Raw genomic sequence first — 17,863 nt, forward strand, 5'->3', positions numbered from 1 at the left:
GATTACATACTGCTTATCAGCTCAAGGGGATTCCTGATTCCATATCCAAGTATGCCCAGCTGTTTGTCAATGCCAATGATTCTTCCTATAGGCATAGCACTGTGGAGTCCATGTATAATATACAATCCTTGTATGATTATCAGCATTACCAGCAACGAACCTTGAAAGCACAGACTGAGAATCAACTGTTGTGGCTATCTCTGGCTTTGGGCGTCGTTGTCTTGTTTTTTGTTGCAGTTGTTGTCTTTTTATACATACGCAAGCAGATGAAGCGGAGAAAGGCTGTGTTGGCTGGAATAAACGCAGACTATAATAAGGTGCTAGATGAGTATAAGCGTTCTGTTGCCGATTTGAAAATGATAGAAAATAATTTTGAACAATATCGGCAGAAGAAAGAACAGGAAATCCAGCAGATGAATCTGGCTCTGAATTCTTTTCATCAGGTTGGCGAAAATGAGAGCTGGATGACAGAGATTAGTTTGCTTGATAATGAACTGGTGAATCATTTCCATGCGCAGGCAAATGGAGTGAGTTGCAAGATCTCAGATAGTGAATGGGAAAAGTTGAAATTATTGGTAGAAAAGCAACTGCCTGATTTTATCCGCTTCATTTCAGCTCCGGGCAAAGGATTAACAGATAGGGAATATCTTGTAGCCATATTGGTAAAACTACATTTTATCCCTTCTGAGCTGTCTCTTTTATTGGGTGTCGGGTCGCAACAAATAACCAATATCCGTTCGAAAATCAACAGCAAGCTATTTGGTAAAAGCGGAGCCAAAACCCTTGATGCCAATCTCTGGAGGATATGATAGCCATCAGTGTAAAAAATGTAATATGACATATAAAGCTTTCATTTCTAATATGTTATATTAGTTGAATTTCGTGATAAATGTAAAACGTGTAATCAAAAGATTCGTCTCATAACTTTATTTTTTATATCTTTGCCCCCAAAAATAATGAAGTTATGAGACGAATCTTTTTTTATACAACTCTGCTGTTTGTATTAATGGCCCAATACCCACAGGTTTCTTTTGCAGAAAAAAGAAACCTAATATTTACGGTCTGTAAGATTAATCCTTCAGACGTTCCAAATGATACTCCTCAAAGGACAATTATGATGATGCCGAGTGTTGCAATAGATGAATATGAGCTTTTCTTTTCAGACTCTCATCCATCATATATAATAAGGTTGGAAAACGAAGATGAATATGTCGTTTTCGAACAGAGTATTCCCGAAGATGTTCTGCAACTAGAAATTCCTTTAGAATTGAAAGGTGATTATAAGCTGATCTTGTTTCAAGGGAAACGGATGTTTATTAGTAATATTACTTTATGAATTAATAATTCTATGCTATGCTTGAAAGAATCGTTCTAAAGAAAAACGCAGTATTTGTGTCTGTCGGGAAGGATTGCTTGCATCGTCAATTTTTCAAAGAACATGCAGACTTCCGACCTGCACGTGCTTATAGTACGATAATTCTTATGAGTAGCTGAAAAATCGTCCCCAGATAGTAAATAGAGCTCTTAATATCAGCTTTCGTTATTATAGAGCAATAATCCTAAGAAGATACGTTCTTCTTGAGAAAGCAAAAAGAAAAAACTTGAATTAAAAATTTAAATTAAAAATAATGATTATGAAAATAGATAAGATTAAAATGATAGAAAATCCGATTGAAGATTTTCAGTTAGATCAAGAGTCTATGAAGGCTTTGTTGGGTGGGGATTTTTGTGGTATTCGTGTTGGTAACCATTGTCAAGGATATCAATCAGGGCTTAGTTGTATTGGTACTGAAGGTACAAAATGTGAAAGTTTTTCTTGGTAGCATTGTACTAAGTACATAATAATGCTTATAATTTAGTATGATTTGGTCAAAATATAGTTACCTTTTTCAGGAAGGAGATAGGTTCTATCTGTATAATTCTCTGTCCAATTCCTTTGCGGAATTGGATAGAGATTCCTATACTCTCTTGTGTAAACAATCAGAGAAAAAGAATGATATAAATATATCTGATGAAGGTCTGAAAGAGATTTTAATGAAAATGAAAGTGATTGTAGATAATGATCATGATGCATTTTTGCGTTTTAAGTATAGGACACTTTTAAGAAGGTTTGCCAATACGCATTTATCCCTAACAATAAATCCAACTTTAGACTGCAACTTTGCCTGTCCATATTGCTTTGAGGGAAAACATCCACAAGTTTATATGTCGGATCAGGTAGAGGAAGATGTTGTTTCATTTGTAAAGAGACATGAGATGGTTAAATCTCTAAATGTGGTATGGTTTGGCGGCGAGCCTCTCCTGGCGTTTAATAGGATGAAGTCTTTGACTCAAAAGTTCTTGAATATGGATTTGGTATATGAGGCTGGTATGATTACAAATGGTTATTTGCTGACAGACAGAGTCATTGACCATCTTACAGATATGAAGATCAAGTCCATACAGGTAACTGTTGAAGGGTTGAAAGATGTGCATGATGGGCGGAGATGCTTGAAAAACGGATACCCTACTTTTGATAAAATTATCGAGAATATTAAGCATACGCATATAGTTTGTCCAGACATTAAACTAAATGTCAGGGTAAACATAGACAGAACTAATGAACTCGATTTTTTAGAATTATATAAGTTGTTTCAAGAAGAAGAGTTTAAAGGGATTTATTTGACTCCTGCTTTTGTTGACGACATAGAAAAAGTCAATAAATGTGTATTGAATACTGAAGAGCAGAACAACTATATAAACAGATTGCTTCGTGAAAACGGAATAGTCTTCAATAGGTTCTATCCGAGTCCTGGACAGGAATGCTTTGTCAGAAATCCCAATAGTGTAGTCATTGGTCCTGAAGGTGAACTGTATAAATGCTGGAACGATGTTGGCAAAGCTGATAGGGTGTATGGCTATTTGGACGGAAGAATCACCAATGAGCCCTTGTTATTCCAATATTTGGCAGCATCGGACCCATTTGATGATGAACAGTGCAAGGAATGTCTTTTGCTGCCGGTGTGTGGGGGTGGCTGTCCATACAATCGTATTAAACGTGATTCTGAAGACAATAAAATCAACGTTTGTCCGTTGATAAAAGGAAATCTGAAGAATTATTTGTTGAATCATTGTGCAATTAAACAATAGAGATTATGACTAAACTGTTTACATTATTTCTTGCCATGTTATTGTCTGTGGCATGTTACGGTCAGGAAAAGGTGACTATCAAAAGTCGCGTGGTAGATTCCAAGACCCGCAATGACGTGCCTGGAGTCACCGTACAACTCCTATCCTCAGACAGTACGGTTATTGAAACCTTGGTGGCGAACAACCATTGGACCCGGGATGATCAGGAAGGTTATTCCTCCATCTTTCAGTTTGACGTGCCAAGAGTTAAGGCTAACTATATCATTCGTGCCAGCTATCTGGGCTATAAGACATCGTATGTCAACATTTCCATAGGTGACCTGAGGAAGAGGGAGTATCTGAGGGAGCTTCCTCCTGTAGTGTTGCGCCCTGATTCGAAGATGCTGCAGGAGGTAAATGTCGTAGGAAGTAAGGTGAAGTTTTATCATAAGGGAGATACTGTTGTCTATAATGCCGATGCCTTTGTTTTGGCAGAGGGCAGTATGCTTGATGCCTTGGTCCGACAGATGCCGGGTGTGGAAATCAAGAAAGACGGACGCATCTATCACAACGGCCAGTTTGTTGAGAATCTGCTGCTCAACGGCAAGGATTTCTTCAGAGGCAACCAGGAGGTCATGCTGGAGAATCTTCCCTCCTATACCGTCAAGCAGATAAAGATATACGACAAGTATGGCAAGAACAGCGAATTCCTTGGTCAGAAGCGTGAGGACGACAAGGCGTATGTGATGGATGTCAATCTCAAGAAAGAATATTCCATCGGCTTGCTTGCTAACCTTGAGGGCGGAGCAGGTACGAAAGACCGTTACCTGGGGCGTCTCTTTGCCATGCGCTATACGGACCATTCCCGCATTACCTTCTATGGAAATGTGAACAATCTTAATGACAACAGAAAGCCTGGCCGTGACTCAGACTGGAACCCCGTTGACATGCCGAAGGGTGACAATAGGGAGAAGCTGGGCGGATTAGACTATGCGGTGAGTGACAGGAACCAGAAGTTTGACCTCAATGGCAATGTACAGGTGAGCCATTCCAATCAGGAAGTCATTACCAATACCGACCGTGTGAACTTCCTGCAGAAGGGAAATACATTCGATTATGAGCGCCAGAAAGAAACCGTGAAGAATTTTCACCTGACAGCTGTCAACCAGCTATACCTTGTATTTAACAACAAGGTAAACCTGCTCCTGAAGCCGGTATTCCAATATGATAAGTTTGACAGGTACAGCAATTATATTTCCGGCACATTCTCCTCTATGCAATATGATGTCAGCCGGGAAATGCTCGATAATATTTATGCCGTCGGTTCGGAGAATCTTATCCGCCAGTCCCTGATTAACAGATATAAGAAGGAGGGATTGGGCAAAGGCTATCAGATGGCAGGAAGTTTCAATGCGGTAAGCACTATCAAGCTCAAGGGCTCTAGTGACTACATCAACCTGATAGGACAGGTCTCCTACGATAAGCGCAAGGAGGACTTGTTCAACAAGTATGCCGTACACTATGGTGATGATCCGCAGGTGCAGAATTCCGGCAATCAGTACTTCAGAAACCATCCAGACCGGAATTTTTTCTATCAGCTGGGGGCAGCCTACAACTTCCGCTTGAGTCAGGCGGTAGAATTGTCCATGTATTACGGTTTTGGTCATCGTGACAAGAAACGCCATTCTTCGCTTTATCTGCTGGACCAGCTGGATGGGGCAGAAGAGGAGAGTTCTTCTTCCATAGGCTGGCTGCCATCGGTGGCGGAGTATGAACGCACGAAGGATAGAAGCAACAGTTATGTAAGTCAATATACGGAGGATGCGCATAGTCTGATTCCGTCTATCACATGGGATAAGGATACAGAGCATGGCAACTGGAGTGCGCAGGCCAAACTGGGAATCGTACCGACCCGCCAGAAACTTGCCTATGAGAGAGGAGAGGTAGATACAACCATCGTAAGAAACACGGTGCTTCTTACCTTTCCCTTTACCCGACTGAGCTACTGGGTAAAGAATCACACGAAGGGATTCCAGCTGCTCTTCAAGGCAACCCCGAAGCTCCCTGATCTCCTGAACATGGTGAATATTCAGGATGCGACAGACCCGATGAATGTGAAGGTGGGAAACAGCAGCCTGAAAAATGAGATGTCTTATGACGTGAATCTTCTCTTCAACTCTATGAATATTGCCAGGCAGCGAAGCCAGAGCCTTCGCCTGGGCTACACCTATCGTGCAAATGCCCTGGCTATGGGATATAGCTATGATGCCCATACGGGTGTCAGGAAATATCGTGCAGACAATGTAAATGGTAACTGGAATGCATCAGCTTCCTATAGTTTTGAGCAGCCGCTTGACAAGATGAAGCGACTGTCATTTGGAACCTGGACACGTGTGGAATACGTGAACAGCGTAGATCTGATAGGTAACTCTGAAGGCTCTGATTATCAGGCATCCCGCAGCTCTGTACAGACGACGTTGCTCGATGAAACCTTGAAGCTTGACTATAAGGTAGGTAGCTCTTCTACCATGGGCGTAAAGATATCCGCAGCCTGGAGAAATGTTGACGGCAAGGCTATGGACTTCGATCACATCAATGCAGTGGATTTCAACTATGGAGCTACAGCCTCTTTCAATCTGCCTTGGCATATTCAGGTGGGTACCGACCTGACCATGTATTCCCGCCGTGGTTACGAAGGAAGTTCAATGAATACTGACGATTTGCTCTGGAATGCCCGCCTTTCCTATACAATGCTCAAGGGAAAGCTGACGTGGATGCTTGATGGCTTTGACATCCTGGGCAACTTGAACAACATCACTCGTATGGTAAATGCCCAGGGTAGAACCGAGACATTTGTCAATGCCTTGCCACGCTATGCAATATTGCATGTGGCATATCATTTTAACATGAAGCCCAAGAAACATTAATTTATGATTTACTCTTATGTTGAATAAAAAACTTGAATATAAAATATGTGGAGCCCTTCAGCAATTCTGCGTTTCAGGATTGCTGAAGGGAGATATGGGTGTGTGTATATATTATTTTGTCTCAGGAAGAATGAGAAATGATTCCCATATGACTCAGCTTGGCAATGCTTCTTTGAAAAGGATCATGTCAAAAATGGGGCAGAATAAGAAACTCTTTATAGAGGATGGCGTTGTCGGTATTGCAATAGGAATCTCTTTCTTGTTGAAATACAAGTATGTAGAAGGAGATGTCAATGATGTGCTGCAGGATATTGATGACTATATATACAAGGGTGCGTGTGTCGTATTGGAGAACGAAACAGCTCCTGATACCAAGCTTCCAACTTTGGATATCCTGATTTTTTATATAGTTAGGTATATTGACGTGAAAGCCCCTGCCAGAAAAAGGTTTTATGGAAAACTCATAGAGCACCTGTTTAATCATATATATATACATCGTCAGGATAGTTTTTACCAAGAGTCATATCCTTTCCGTTTAAAGAAGGACTCGTACTTGTTTCTGTGTGTGTTAGTCTGGATTTACAAAATAGGAATAGCTCAGAAAAGGATAGGGCATATACTTGAGGAAATTAAACCTTTTCTGTTTTCCTGTTTTCCCGTGTTGCATGCCAACCGCTTTCAGCTTATGACAGTGGCTCGTTGCGTTGGAAAGTTTGTCAACGACAAAGAATGGGTCACTTTTGCTGACAGATTGGCTGAGAATGTTGATATGAACTATATCCTGGAAAAAGAACTGGCCGACAAGAACATCCTGCCTCAGACAGGTGTAATCGGAATATGGCTATTGAAAGAGTTTAATTTGTGGATGGGCTTTGCCGTCAGGGATTCTTCCTATGATTTTGAAAAAAGAGTAATCGAGTCTTCGATTTGGGATAGAATAGAGAAAGATGCTGAGTTTTTCTCTAACTATTATTCTCTAGATGGATATTGTGGTGTAAGAATGTTTCTGGACTATTTAAGACAACAAAATGAGATATGAAATGAGAGATCTTACGGTGTTGATACCGATAAGAGTGGATTCTTTGGTAAGATTAGAAAATGTGTTGGCGGTAATTCGATATCTGTATAGATACTTTGATGTGAATTTAATGGTCCTGGAAGCCGATAGGTATGACAAAGGTATTTTGCGTTCCTTACTTCCGCAGGATGTAGCTTACATCTTTGTTCCTGATACAGATCCTGTTTTTTATCGTACAAAGTATATTAACCAGATGGCGATGAATGCAACATCCGACTATCTTGCAGTTTGGGATGCTGATGTCATTTTTTCTCCCTCTCAGGTTTATGAGGCCCTTGTGTCTTTGCGCTCTGGCAAATATGAAGTTTGCTATCCGTATGATGGTGTTTTTTTAGATACGAGCAAGCTTATCCGTGAATTTTATTTGGAAAATGGAGATGTTGCCGTGTTGGAGGACTTTAAGAAGATGATGTTTGCCCCTTATGGTCCAGGTGTGCGAGGTGGCGCTTTTTTAGTAAATGCCAGAGCTTATCGTGCATCTGGGATGGAGAATCAGAATTTTTACGGATGGGGACCTGAGGATTGGGAGCGTTATGAACGATGGGCAAATCTTGGTTATAGAATCGGTTATGCAAAGGGATGCTTGTTCCATCTTTCACATCCTCGTGACTTGAATGGATATCATAATTCCAACCAGCAGAAAATGTTTTCTTATTATGTGAAAGATACGACTCTGTTTTCTTCCAAAGAAGAAATTCAGAAACGTATGGGCTTGCAGTTATAACGTGCCTTGAGTCGTCATATAGAATATTGTAAGAAATGAGTTTTTTTAAGACCTTTCCCCATTATCAGCAACTCGACGAGATGGACTGCGGTTCCACCTCGTTGCGGATGATAGCGAAATATTACGGTAAGGAGTATTCGGCAGAGATGTTGCGCAATCATTGCCACATCACCCGCAACGGTGTGTCGATGCTCGGCATCAGCGAGGCAGCCGAGTATCTGGGCTTTCGTACGCTGGGAGTGAAAATCACGATGGAACAGCTGGCCCACGATGCCTCCCTGCCCTGCATCCTTCACTGGAACCAGAACCATTTCGTGGTCTGCTATAAGGTAAAGAAGAACCGGAGCGGGCGCTACCGCTTCTATATCGCAGATCCCGCTTCCCAGAAGTTGTGCTATACTGAAGAGGAGTTCATGCGCTGCTGGCTAAGCACCAGTGTGCAGGGACGGGACTGTGGTATGGCATTGCTGATGGTGCCGGGAGTGAACTTTGGCAAGCGCAAGGAGGAATGCGAGAACCACAGGCAGAGTCTGTGGTTCTTTTTCAAATATCTCAAACCCTACCGCCGTCAGGTTGTGGTTCTCCTGCTGGGGATGTTGCTGGGCAGCTTGCTGCAGCTGGTGTTCCCTTTCCTGACCCAGGCGTTGGTTGACAGGGGTATCAATGGAAAGAACCTAGGCTTCGTCACGCTCATCCTCATCGCCCAGCTCGTGCTTTTCATCGCCCAGCTCAGCGTGAACTTTATCCGGGGCTGGATATTGCTGCATGTGAATACCCGAATTGACATTGCCCTGATTTCAGACTTCCTGGTCAAGCTGATGAAGATGCCGCTCCATTTCTTCGATACAAAGAAGATTGGCGACCTGATGCAGCGCATAGAAGATCATTCCCGCATAAAATCGTTCCTGATGGGCAACTCGCTGGGGTTTATCTTTTCTCTTGCCAACTTTGTCGTGTTTTCAGTTGTGCTCGGTTATTATAGTCTTCTCGTGCTTGGTGTGTTTTTGCTGGGAAATACCTTATATATATTATGGGTTGCATTCTTCATGAAGTATCGCCGTGAATTAGACTATAAGCGCTTCAGCCAGTCGGCTACGGAACGCAACAAGATGATTCAGCTGATACAGGGAATGCAGGACATCAAGCTTAACAACTGTGAGCGTCAGAAGCGCTGGGAATGGGAACGTGTGCAGATGAGGCTTTTTCGCATCAGCGTGAAAGGGTTGACCATCGGTCAGTTTCAGCAGTCTGGTTCCGTTTTCTTCAGCCAGTCCACCAACATCCTCATTACCTTCATTGCAGCCCGTAACGTCATTCATGGCGATATGACGCTGGGTATGATGATGTCTCTCACCTATATCATCGGTCAGCTTTCCGCTCCTATCAACGACTTCATCAGCTTCATCCAGTCTGTCCAGGATGCCAAGATCAGCCTGGAGCGACTGAATGAGATTCATTCACAGCCCGATGAGGATACTGACCTTGATGACAAGGTTACCGAACTGCCTGAGGACAGGACCATCCGTGTAGAGCACGTTACTTTCAGCTATGATGGTGCTGAGCGAAATTATGCCCTCAATGACGTCAGCCTGGAAATACCAGAACGTAAGGTGACGGCGATTGTGGGAGAGAGCGGCTGTGGCAAGACCACGCTTATCAAACTCCTGCAGGGATTTATCAGCCTAACCATGGAAGCATCAAGGTGGGTAATTTGCCGCTGACTTCCATAAATCCTCATTTTTGGCGCAGCGTGACAGGATCTGTGATGCAGGAGAGTTTCATATTCAGTGATACTTTTGCCCATAATATTGCGCTTGACAGCGATTCTCTGGATGAGACTCGACTTTATCAGGCGGCAAAGATGGCTAATGTAGATGGTTTTATCCGCACGTTGCCTCTGGGTTATTATACGAAAATAGGTATGGAGGGTAATGGTGTGAGTCAAGGTCAGCGCCAACGCTTACTTATAGCTCGTGCCATTTATAAGAATCCGGAGTATATCTTTTTCGATGAGGCAACCAATGCCCTTGATACAACCAATGAATCGGAGATAATGCACCATCTGTATGATTTTTACAATGGAAGAACCGTGGTTGTGGCAGCGCATCGCCTAAGCACCGTAAAGAATGCCGACCAAATCGTAGTCCTTGACCAGGGAAAGGTGGTTGAGGTTGGCAATCATGAATCGTTGACTGCCAAACGAGGCGCATACTATAATCTTGTGAAGAATCAGTTGGAATTGGGAAACTAAAATGCTTTTTGTTGGTAAGCATCAGATTTCGTATGCCTGCTTTGTTTCTATACTATCGGCAGACTTATTCCGTTGATTTTCTGATAGATGTCGAGCGCATAGATATCCGTCATGCCACTGATGTAATCCAATATCGCCATGATTCGCTCCTCCAGATTCTCGTTCTCTATGTCGTACTGGCAGCTTACCCTTCTCAGGAGTTGCTTGGAGTAGAAGCGGGATGGATTCACGGCGGCATCGATGAATACCTCCATCAGGGTAGCCATGATCTTGTAACCCGAAAGTTCGATGTCGAGAACCGGTTTGCTGGCATAGATTTTCTTGCGGGAAACCTGCGTACATTTCTGATAGGCTTGGCGCTGATGTTCGGCGATATGTTCGATGAGACATCCCTCGAAAGTGCCGCCAAGAATCTCCTCTTCTTGATTCAGAAAAACATTGACGCATTCGTTCTCAAGCTTTCCGATTACGCAGGCACGCATGTACACTACCTGTTCATTTTCATCGGTCAAACCCTCATCCAGGATTCGCTGGCGAATCTTCTGCTGGGTTTCCTCGTCAAAGAATCCCAGCAGTAAGTTTTCAGTCTCCTCGAAGGATAAGATTTTGAGCTTGTGGGAGTCTTCGATGTCCATAATCTCATAACAGATGTCATCAGCAGCTTCTACCATATACACCAGCGGGTGACGGGCATATTCCAGTGGCTCTCCCGGTTTCGATTTTCTCAGGATTCCCAACTCCTCAGCAACCTTCTGGTAAGATTCGGCCTCGGAAGTAAAGAATCCAAACTTGCCGTGCTTTCCTGCCAGACTACTGGCAAAAGGATATTTCACGATGGCAGCAAGCATGGGATAGGTCATCACGAAACCACCCTGGCGGCGACCTTTAAACTGATGCGTCAGGATTCTGAAGCCGTTGGCATTACCCTCGAAATGGGTGATGTCGTCCCAGAACTCGGCAGAAACTTCATCTTTCAATCCCTGTCCGGCACCCTCGCTGAAGAAAGTCTGGATGGCTTTTTCTCCGGAATGACCGAAGGGAGGATTGCCCAGATCGTGCGCCAGGCAGGCTGCACTCACGATGGTTCCGATTTCCTCGAAGAGCGTATCCTTCAAATCCGGGCGCTTCTGGATGATGTGGCGGGAGATATCGTTGCCCAACGACATACCCACACTTGCCACTTCCAGGCTGTGAGTGAGACGGTTGTGTACGAAGATGCTGCCCGGCAGCGGAAATACCTGCGTCTTGTTCTGCAACCGGCGGAAAGCCGAAGAGAAGATCAGACGGTCGTAATCGCGCTTGAACTCCGAGCGGTCGTCGTGGCGTTCGGCGTGCTTATGCTCCTGTCCGAAGCGCTTGTTAGATATGAGTTGGGTCCATTCCATATTCTTTCTGTATTATGAGTCTTTTATGTTGTCTATTGTGCAAAAATACACGAAAGTTAGGATAAATCAAAATAAAAAAGGATAAATTATATCATTTTCACGTCTAAAATGCGATTATTCGCCTAAAAAGCAGTATTTTTGCAGAAAAATAGAAAATTATGCTGAAAGTACAGATTATCAATAAGGGGCATCAGCCTCTCCCTGCGTTTGCCACACCTCAGAGTGCGGGCATGGATTTGCGTGCAAACATCGAAGAGGCTATCGTGCTTCATCCTATGGAGCGCCGACTCATTCCTACGGGGCTTTTCATGGCATTGCCGGCTGGTTATGAAGCGCAGATAAGACCTCGCAGCGGTCTCGCCCTGAAGCATGGTATCACCGTGCTCAATACTCCGGGTACCATCGATGCCGATTACCGTGGTGAAATCATGGTGCTGCTCATCAACTTCTCACAGCAAGATTTCGTTGTCAATGACGGCGAGCGCATAGCACAAATGGTGCTTGCCAAGCACGAACAGTGCGACTTCATCGAGGTGGAGGAGCTGGATGAAACTGAGCGTGGTGCAGGCGGTTATGGTCATACCGGCGTAAAATAAGATAAGGATTTTTAGATAAGATTTGATCGTGAAGATAGATTTAAGAAACATGGGAGTCTGGGTGACTGTGGTGCTCTTCGGCGCCATAGCCTTGCCTTCGCTCGCCCGAAAAAAGAAGATGCAGCCTGTCGGACAGCAACAGCAGACTGTAAGGGTGGATTCGCTTTCTCCGAACAATCGTAAGCGATATGATTACTTCTTGACCGAGGCGGCTCGCCAACATGCAGCTGGCAATTATTCTGCCGCCTTCGATCTCTATGAACACGCCCGAAACATCGATCCTAACTCGGCAACGGCAAATTATTATCTGTCTCTCTATTTGACCGAGATGAAGCAGGATTCGCTGGGTCTTCTGCGATTACAGAAGGCGATAGAGCAGGAACCTGAGAACCTGATTTTTGCAGAGCGACTCGCCCAATACTATATCAGCAAGGGAAAATACGAGGATGCCATCAATGCCTACGAGGCTGTCTATGCCAAGAATCACAGCAATACGGATGTGCTCCGCGTGTTGGCGCAGCTCTATCAGCAGCAGAAGAACTTCAAGATGATGCTCAATACCGTCAGCCGTCTGGAGACCGAAGAAGGTGAGAGCGAGCAGTTTACACTCACCAAGATGCGTATCCATGAGATGATGGATGACAAGAAGGCAGCCTATAACGAACTGAAATCGCTCGTAGAACAGCATCCTCTGGATATGCAGTATAAAACCATGCTGGGCAACTGGCTGATGCAGCACGACCGTAAGAAGGAAGCGTTCAAGTACTTCACTGATGTGCTGAAGGAAGAGCCGGATAATTCCTACGCCCAGATGTCGCTCTATGATTATTACAATGCCACCAAGCAGGCGGATCTGGCGAATGGCATGCTCGATAAGATTCTGATGAGTCAGAAGACGGATACCCAGACCAAGATCATGATGTTCCGTTCCTTCATCCAGAACAATGAAACCGAAGGCGGCGACTCTACCAAGGTCATCGCCCTCTTCGATAAGGTGCTCAATGTGCCACAGCCATCTTCTGAGATAGCCGAGGTGCGTGCCGCCTATATGAGTTTGAAGAAGATGCCGGCAGACTCAGTGATATCAGCCTTCAAAAAGGTGCTTGATATCGCTCCAGACAATGCCAATGCGCGCATCCAGACCATTCAGCTGCTCTGGAATCAGAAGAAGTATCATGAGGTGATTGAACAGGCGAAGGCTGCCCACGAATACAATCCGGAAGAGATGATCTTCTATTATTTCGGAGGTATGGCTTACTATCAGAATAAGGACGAAGATGCTGCGCTCAATGAATTCCGACTGGGTGTGGCTCAGGTGAATAAACTCTCTGCCAACGACCTGGTCTCTGATCTCTATGCCGTGATGGGCGACATCCTGCATCAGAAGAATCAGAAGGATGCAGCCTTTGCTGCCTATGATTCCTGTCTGCAGTGGAAAGCCGACAACGTAATGGCGCTCAACAACTACGCCTACTATCTGAGCGAGGAAGGCAAGGATCTGCACAAGGCTGAGGCGATGAGCTACAAGACCATCAAACTGGAACCGAACAATGGTACCTATCTTGATACCTACGCCTGGATTCTGTTTATGGAAGAGCGTTATGTAGATGCCAAGACCTACATCGATGCGGCTCTCAAGAACCGTGATTCTACCGAGAATAACAGTACAGTATTGGAACATGCCGGCGATATTTACGCCATGAACGGTATGGTGAATGAGGCTGTCGGCTATTGGAAACAGGCCTTGGATGACGACCATCAGACCGAGATCCTGAAATGGAAGATAGAAAATAAGCAATATATTTCCGAGGAAGAATTCCAACGAAAGAAGAACCCTGCAGTTGCTGAGCTCAAGAAATCGAAAATGGCAGGCAAGTCTGCGGGTAAAAAGAATAGGAAAGGTAAAAAGAAGTAATGAATATGAAGAAGATGAATATGGCAGTAGCTGCTGCGGCACTCCTGCTGATGGCTTCCTGCGGCACGACCAAGAAGATGGAAGGAGCTGGAAAGGTGAATGCCAATGATAAGAAGACCGAGACAAAGGCAGAGCAGTCGGCTGCGCTCAGGAATCTGGCTTTTGTCCAGAAAGTATCGGATAATCAGGTTTATACCAATAATATTGTGGGCAATATGAATTTCAATCTGCAGGCAGCAGATAAAGACATCACCGTGCCGGGCAAGTTGAGTATGCGCAAGGATGAGGTAATCCGCATCCAGCTCTTCATCCCTATCCTGGGTACAGAGGTGGGAAGACTGGAATTCACCCCTAACTATGTGCTGATCATCGACCGCCTTCACAAGGAATACATCAAGGCTGATTATACCCAGGTGGATTTCCTGAAGAAGCAGGGTGTGAACTTCTATTCTCTCCAGGCACTCTTCTGGAACCAGTTGCTCGTGCCTGGAACCAAGAAGGTGGCAGATGCAGACCTGAAGAAGTTCTCTGCCAATCTGGATGCTGTAGGTGAGAATGTACCTGTAGCTCTGCAATATGGCAAACTGAACTATACCTGGACTGCCAACCGTAATTCGGGCAGAATCACCGAGGCCAATGTAGTGTATCAGGACAGAAGCACCAGCGCAGCCAAGCTCAATCTGAAATACAGCAATTTCAAGAGCGTGGGTGTGAAGATGTTCCCGGCTACCCAGAATCTTACGCTCTCTGCTATGGTGAACAACAAGCCTCAGGTAGTGAAGATCAACATCGATATGAAGAGCGTGAAGACCGACAGTAAATGGGAGGCACAGACCGAAGTGTCTGACAAGTACAAGAAGGTGGCTCCAGAAGATGTACTCGGCAAACTGATGAGTATGTAGTGTTTGTCGCGAAAGAAAACAATGAAATCATGTATTGAATAATGAAGCGAATTATATTTTTCCTGTTGGCAATCATGTTCTCGCTTGCTCCCTATGCGCAGAAAACGGTGCATAAGAAGCCGGTGAAGAAAACCGCTGTTGCCAATCGTAAACATCAGGCTCAAAGAAAACCGGCGGCTCGCCGTGCCAAGCACCTACCAAGGCAGAACGCCGTGCTGCTACCTATAGCAATGCTTCTATCAGAGGATTGCAGGGGCAGCGTGCCGATATCCAGCGAAGAATCAGGGAGCAGGAGCAGGCTTTGCGCAAGAACAAGGCTGACGTGAAAAAGCGCCTGGAAGACCTGATGGCGCTGAATGGCGAAATAGACCAGAGTCAGAAGAAGATTGAAGGTATCGAGAAGGATATTCATCATATTGATGGAAACATCGGTATCCTGCAGGCACAGTTGAAGACTCTTCAGCAGCAGTTGCAGGATAGAAAGAACAAGTATATCCGTTCTATGCGATATATGAGCCGGCATCATACGGTGCAGGACAAGCTGATGTTTATCTTCAGTGCCAAAAACCTGACCCAGATGTACCGCCGTCTCTCGTTCATCCGCCAGTACTCTTCTTATCAGAAGGTGCAGGGCGAGGCTGTAAAGGCTAAGCAGCAGCAGGTGAACGATAAGCACAAGCAGTTGCAGAATGTAAAGGGGCATAAGAATACCTTATTATATAAGGGCAAGCAGGAGAAGACCGTGCTCGAAGGTAAGCAGACCCAGCAGCAGGAGATGGTACACGGACTGCAGAAGCAGCAGAAGACCATTCAGGCTGTCATCGCCGACCAGCGCCAGAAGGATGCAGCCATCAATGCTCAGATCGACCGTCTGGTCCAGCAGGAAGTAGCCAAGGCTCGTGCCCGTGCTGCTGCCGAGGCTAAGCGCAAGGCAGCTGCAGCCGCTGCTGCCAAGAAGCGTGCAGAGGAACTGGCGCGTAAGAAAGCTGCTGCTGAGGCTGCTGCAAGGGAGAATGCACGTCGTATTGCTGAGGCGAAGGCTCGTGAGGCAGCTGCAGAGGCTGCAAGAAGAAAGGCTGCCGAGGAGGCTCGTGCTGCTGCCGAGGCTGCTAGAAAGGCGCAGGAAGAAGCTGCTGCCCAGGCTGAGGCGAAGGCTAAAGCAAAGGCGCAGGCTAAGGCCCGTGCTGCTGCCGAAGCTGCTCAGCGTGCTGCCGCAGAACAGGCGGCTCGTGAAGCTGCTGCCGAACAGGCGGCTAAGAAGGCGGAAGCTGACCGCAAGGCTGCTGAGCTGAAAGCCAAGGCGGATGAGGAGCGTCAGGCCCGTGAGATTGCTGCTGCCAAGAAGGAGGCGCAGGAAGCGTCAACCTTGAGTTCGGTAGATAGAATGTTGAGTGGTGGATTCGAGGCAAACCGTGGCAGATTGCCTATGCCTATCAGCGGCGGTTATCGCATCGTGAGCCATTTCGGACAGTATAATGTTCAGGGATTGAAGGGTGTTACCCTCGACAACAAGGGTATCAATATCCAGGGTAAACCGGGTTGTGTGGCTCGCAGCATCTACGATGGTGAGGTGAGTGCCGTCTTCGGATATGGTGGTATGTGGAATGTCCTGGTTCGCCATGGTGCCTACATCTCGGTATATTGCAACCTGAAATCGGTCAGCGTACATAAGGGTCAGAAGGTTAGTACCCGTCAGGCTTTGGGTAGTGTAGGATCTGATAACATCCTCCAGTTCCAGCTTCGCAAGGAGACGGCAAAACTCAATCCAGAGGCTTGGCTGGGAAGATAAAATACAGGAGTTATCAAGGTTAACTGTATAGACAGATAGAGGAAACCCTCTTAGATGGCAGCGCCATCTAAGAGGGTTTCGTATTTAGCAATGGCATCGCGTATTTCGCTGATGCGGATAAACTCGTTGGCAGAATGGGAGCGGGAAGATTCGCCCGGCCCCAGCTTGAAGGATGGAAAATGCATCAATGCCTGATCGCTGAGGGTAGGACTTCCGAATGGCTTCATACCCATAGCTACACATTTCCTGATAAGAGGATGCTCCGGGTCGATACGTGATGACTTCAGACGGAAACTGTGTGCCTTTACCTCGCTCTTGAGGTGCTGGCGGATAAACTCGTAAACCTCCTCGTTGTCGTAAAACTCGTTGGTTCGGATATCCACAAGCATCGTGCACTTGTCTGGAATCACATTATGCTGGGTTCCGGCATTCACTACGGTGAGCGTCATCTTGGTAGGACCCAGGAATTCGCTTACCTTCTCGAATTTGTAATCACGAATCCAGCGCATGTCATCCAGTGCCTCGTAGATCGCATTCACTCCTTCGTTTCTTGCCGCATGGCCGCTCTTGCCATGAGCAATCACATCCAGCACCATCAGTCCCTTTTCGGCTACGGCAGGATTCATGCCTGTAGGTTCTCCCACAATGGCAAGATCGATGTGTGGAAGCAAGGGCAGGGCACGCGTGATGCCATCCTTTCCCGAAACCTCTTCTTCGGCGGAAGCCAGATAAATCAGGTTGTAGCTCTGCGGCTTCTCCGTCAGCATTCGGAACATCTGGAGAAGGGAACACAATCCGCCACCGCAGTCGTTACTACCCAGTCCATAAAGCACGCCATCTTCTACATCTGGAGAAAATGGATCGCGACTCCACGAAGCCACAGGCTTCACGGTGTCGATATGGGCATTGAGTAGCAGGGTAGGACGGCTCTCATCGTAGTGAGGGTCGATAATCCAGAGGTTGTTTGCCTCGCGCTGCGGTTCGAAACCATAGCTGCGGATGGTCTGCTCCATGATGTCGGCAGCATCCTTTTCGTTGCGGCTTACCGATGGGGTGGCAATCAGCTTTTTAAGCAGTTGCACCGCGTCGCTAACATATTGTTCCTGTGTCATCATAATCTCTCTATTTTTTGATTTTGGGGACAAAGTTACGAAAAAAAGAGCATATAAAGTGGAAAAACCAACATTT

12 protein-coding genes and 2 pseudogenes are annotated in these 17,863 nt (G+C 45.7%); 12 read left to right on the forward strand and 2 right to left on the reverse strand.

The window, feature by feature from the left end; all coding sequences use genetic code 11:
- The 8 genes and pseudogenes from DW830_RS15755 to DW830_RS03950 form a co-directional block, all read left to right on the forward strand.
- The coding region (locus tag DW830_RS15755; RefSeq protein WP_158573432.1) for a hypothetical protein at positions 1-809 on the forward strand (809 nt) is incomplete at its 5' end.
- A 155-nt stretch (positions 810-964) separates the two neighbouring features.
- Entirely contained in the window at positions 965-1,336 is a 372-nt protein-coding gene (locus tag DW830_RS03920) for a hypothetical protein (RefSeq protein WP_119248945.1), read from the forward strand.
- Between the two features lie 298 nt (positions 1,337-1,634).
- Positions 1,635-1,823 (forward strand): hypothetical protein, encoded by a 189-nt coding sequence (locus tag DW830_RS03925; protein ID WP_147487195.1) that lies wholly within the window; start codon positions 1,635-1,637, stop codon positions 1,821-1,823.
- A 121-nt stretch (positions 1,824-1,944) separates the two neighbouring features.
- On the forward strand, positions 1,945-3,129 hold the full coding sequence (locus DW830_RS03930; protein WP_158573433.1) for a radical SAM/SPASM domain-containing protein: 1,185 nt from the start codon (positions 1,945-1,947) through the stop codon (positions 3,127-3,129).
- Positions 3,130-3,134: 5 nt separating this feature from the next.
- Positions 3,135-6,035: a carboxypeptidase-like regulatory domain-containing protein gene (locus DW830_RS03935; RefSeq protein WP_147487196.1), complete on the forward strand. Its 2,901-nt coding sequence runs from the start codon at positions 3,135-3,137 to the stop codon at positions 6,033-6,035.
- Positions 6,036-6,051: 16 nt separating this feature from the next.
- A complete protein-coding gene (locus tag DW830_RS03940) occupies positions 6,052-7,074 on the forward strand; it encodes a hypothetical protein (RefSeq protein WP_119248949.1) in 1,023 nt (340 codons plus the stop codon).
- Positions 7,064-7,837: a galactosyltransferase-related protein gene (locus DW830_RS16315; RefSeq protein WP_119248950.1), complete on the forward strand. Its 774-nt coding sequence runs from the start codon at positions 7,064-7,066 to the stop codon at positions 7,835-7,837. Before DW830_RS03940 ends, DW830_RS16315 begins: the two co-directional genes overlap by 11 nt.
- 35 nt (positions 7,838-7,872) lie before the next feature.
- Positions 7,873-10,088: pseudogene (locus tag DW830_RS03950) on the forward strand (peptidase domain-containing ABC transporter).
- 47 nt (positions 10,089-10,135) lie between these two features.
- Here DW830_RS03950 and DW830_RS03955 read toward each other — a convergent pair.
- Entirely contained in the window at positions 10,136-11,473 is a 1,338-nt protein-coding gene (locus tag DW830_RS03955) for a deoxyguanosinetriphosphate triphosphohydrolase (protein WP_119248951.1), read from the reverse strand.
- A gap of 158 nt (positions 11,474-11,631) precedes the next feature.
- Here DW830_RS03955 and dut point away from each other — a divergent pair, with 158 nt between their 5' ends.
- The 4 genes and pseudogenes from dut to DW830_RS03975 all read left to right on the forward strand — a co-directional run bounded on the left by dut (position 11,632) and on the right by DW830_RS03975 (position 16,675).
- A complete protein-coding gene (gene dut / locus DW830_RS03960; protein ID WP_119248952.1) occupies positions 11,632-12,069 on the forward strand; it encodes a dUTP diphosphatase in 438 nt (145 codons plus the stop codon).
- 28 nt (positions 12,070-12,097) lie between these two features.
- Positions 12,098-13,984, forward strand: coding sequence for a tetratricopeptide repeat protein (locus DW830_RS03965; protein WP_317125368.1), 1,887 nt, complete (start codon positions 12,098-12,100; stop codon positions 13,982-13,984).
- A gap of 5 nt (positions 13,985-13,989) precedes the next feature.
- The gene (locus DW830_RS03970) at positions 13,990-14,886 is read left to right on the forward strand and encodes a DUF4292 domain-containing protein (protein WP_119249018.1); all 897 of its coding nucleotides are present in this window, start codon (positions 13,990-13,992) and stop codon (positions 14,884-14,886) included.
- A 41-nt stretch (positions 14,887-14,927) separates the two neighbouring features.
- A pseudogene (locus DW830_RS03975) lies at positions 14,928-16,675 on the forward strand (murein hydrolase activator EnvC family protein).
- Between the two features lie 50 nt (positions 16,676-16,725).
- Here the strand turns inward: DW830_RS03975 and DW830_RS03980 are convergent.
- A complete protein-coding gene (locus DW830_RS03980) occupies positions 16,726-17,790 on the reverse strand; it encodes a M20 family metallo-hydrolase (RefSeq protein ID WP_119248954.1) in 1,065 nt (354 codons plus the stop codon).
- Positions 17,791-17,863 lie beyond the last annotated feature (73 nt).

Source organism: Prevotella sp. AM34-19LB, assembly GCF_003468525.1.
Taxonomy (GTDB): domain Bacteria; phylum Bacteroidota; class Bacteroidia; order Bacteroidales; family Bacteroidaceae; genus Prevotella.

Bases quoted from the DNA above. Each gene is read 5' to 3' on its own strand.
- DW830_RS16315 (WP_119248950.1), top strand. From the start codon at position 7,064: ATGAGATATGAAATGAGAGATCTTACGGTGTTGATACCGATAAGAGTG.
- DW830_RS03935 (WP_147487196.1), top strand. From the start codon at position 3,135: ATGACTAAACTGTTTACATTATTTCTTGCCATGTTATTGTCTGTGGCA.
- DW830_RS03920 (WP_119248945.1), top strand. From the start codon at position 965: ATGAGACGAATCTTTTTTTATACAACTCTGCTGTTTGTATTAATGGCC.
- DW830_RS03980 (WP_119248954.1), bottom strand. From the start codon at position 17,790: ATGATGACACAGGAACAATATGTTAGCGACGCGGTGCAACTGCTTAAA.
- DW830_RS03970 (WP_119249018.1), top strand. From the start codon at position 13,990: ATGAAGAAGATGAATATGGCAGTAGCTGCTGCGGCACTCCTGCTGATG.
- DW830_RS03940 (WP_119248949.1), top strand. From the start codon at position 6,052: ATGTTGAATAAAAAACTTGAATATAAAATATGTGGAGCCCTTCAGCAA.
- dut (WP_119248952.1), top strand. From the start codon at position 11,632: ATGCTGAAAGTACAGATTATCAATAAGGGGCATCAGCCTCTCCCTGCG.
- DW830_RS03925 (WP_147487195.1), top strand. From the start codon at position 1,635: ATGAAAATAGATAAGATTAAAATGATAGAAAATCCGATTGAAGATTTT.
- DW830_RS03955 (WP_119248951.1), bottom strand. From the start codon at position 11,473: ATGGAATGGACCCAACTCATATCTAACAAGCGCTTCGGACAGGAGCAT.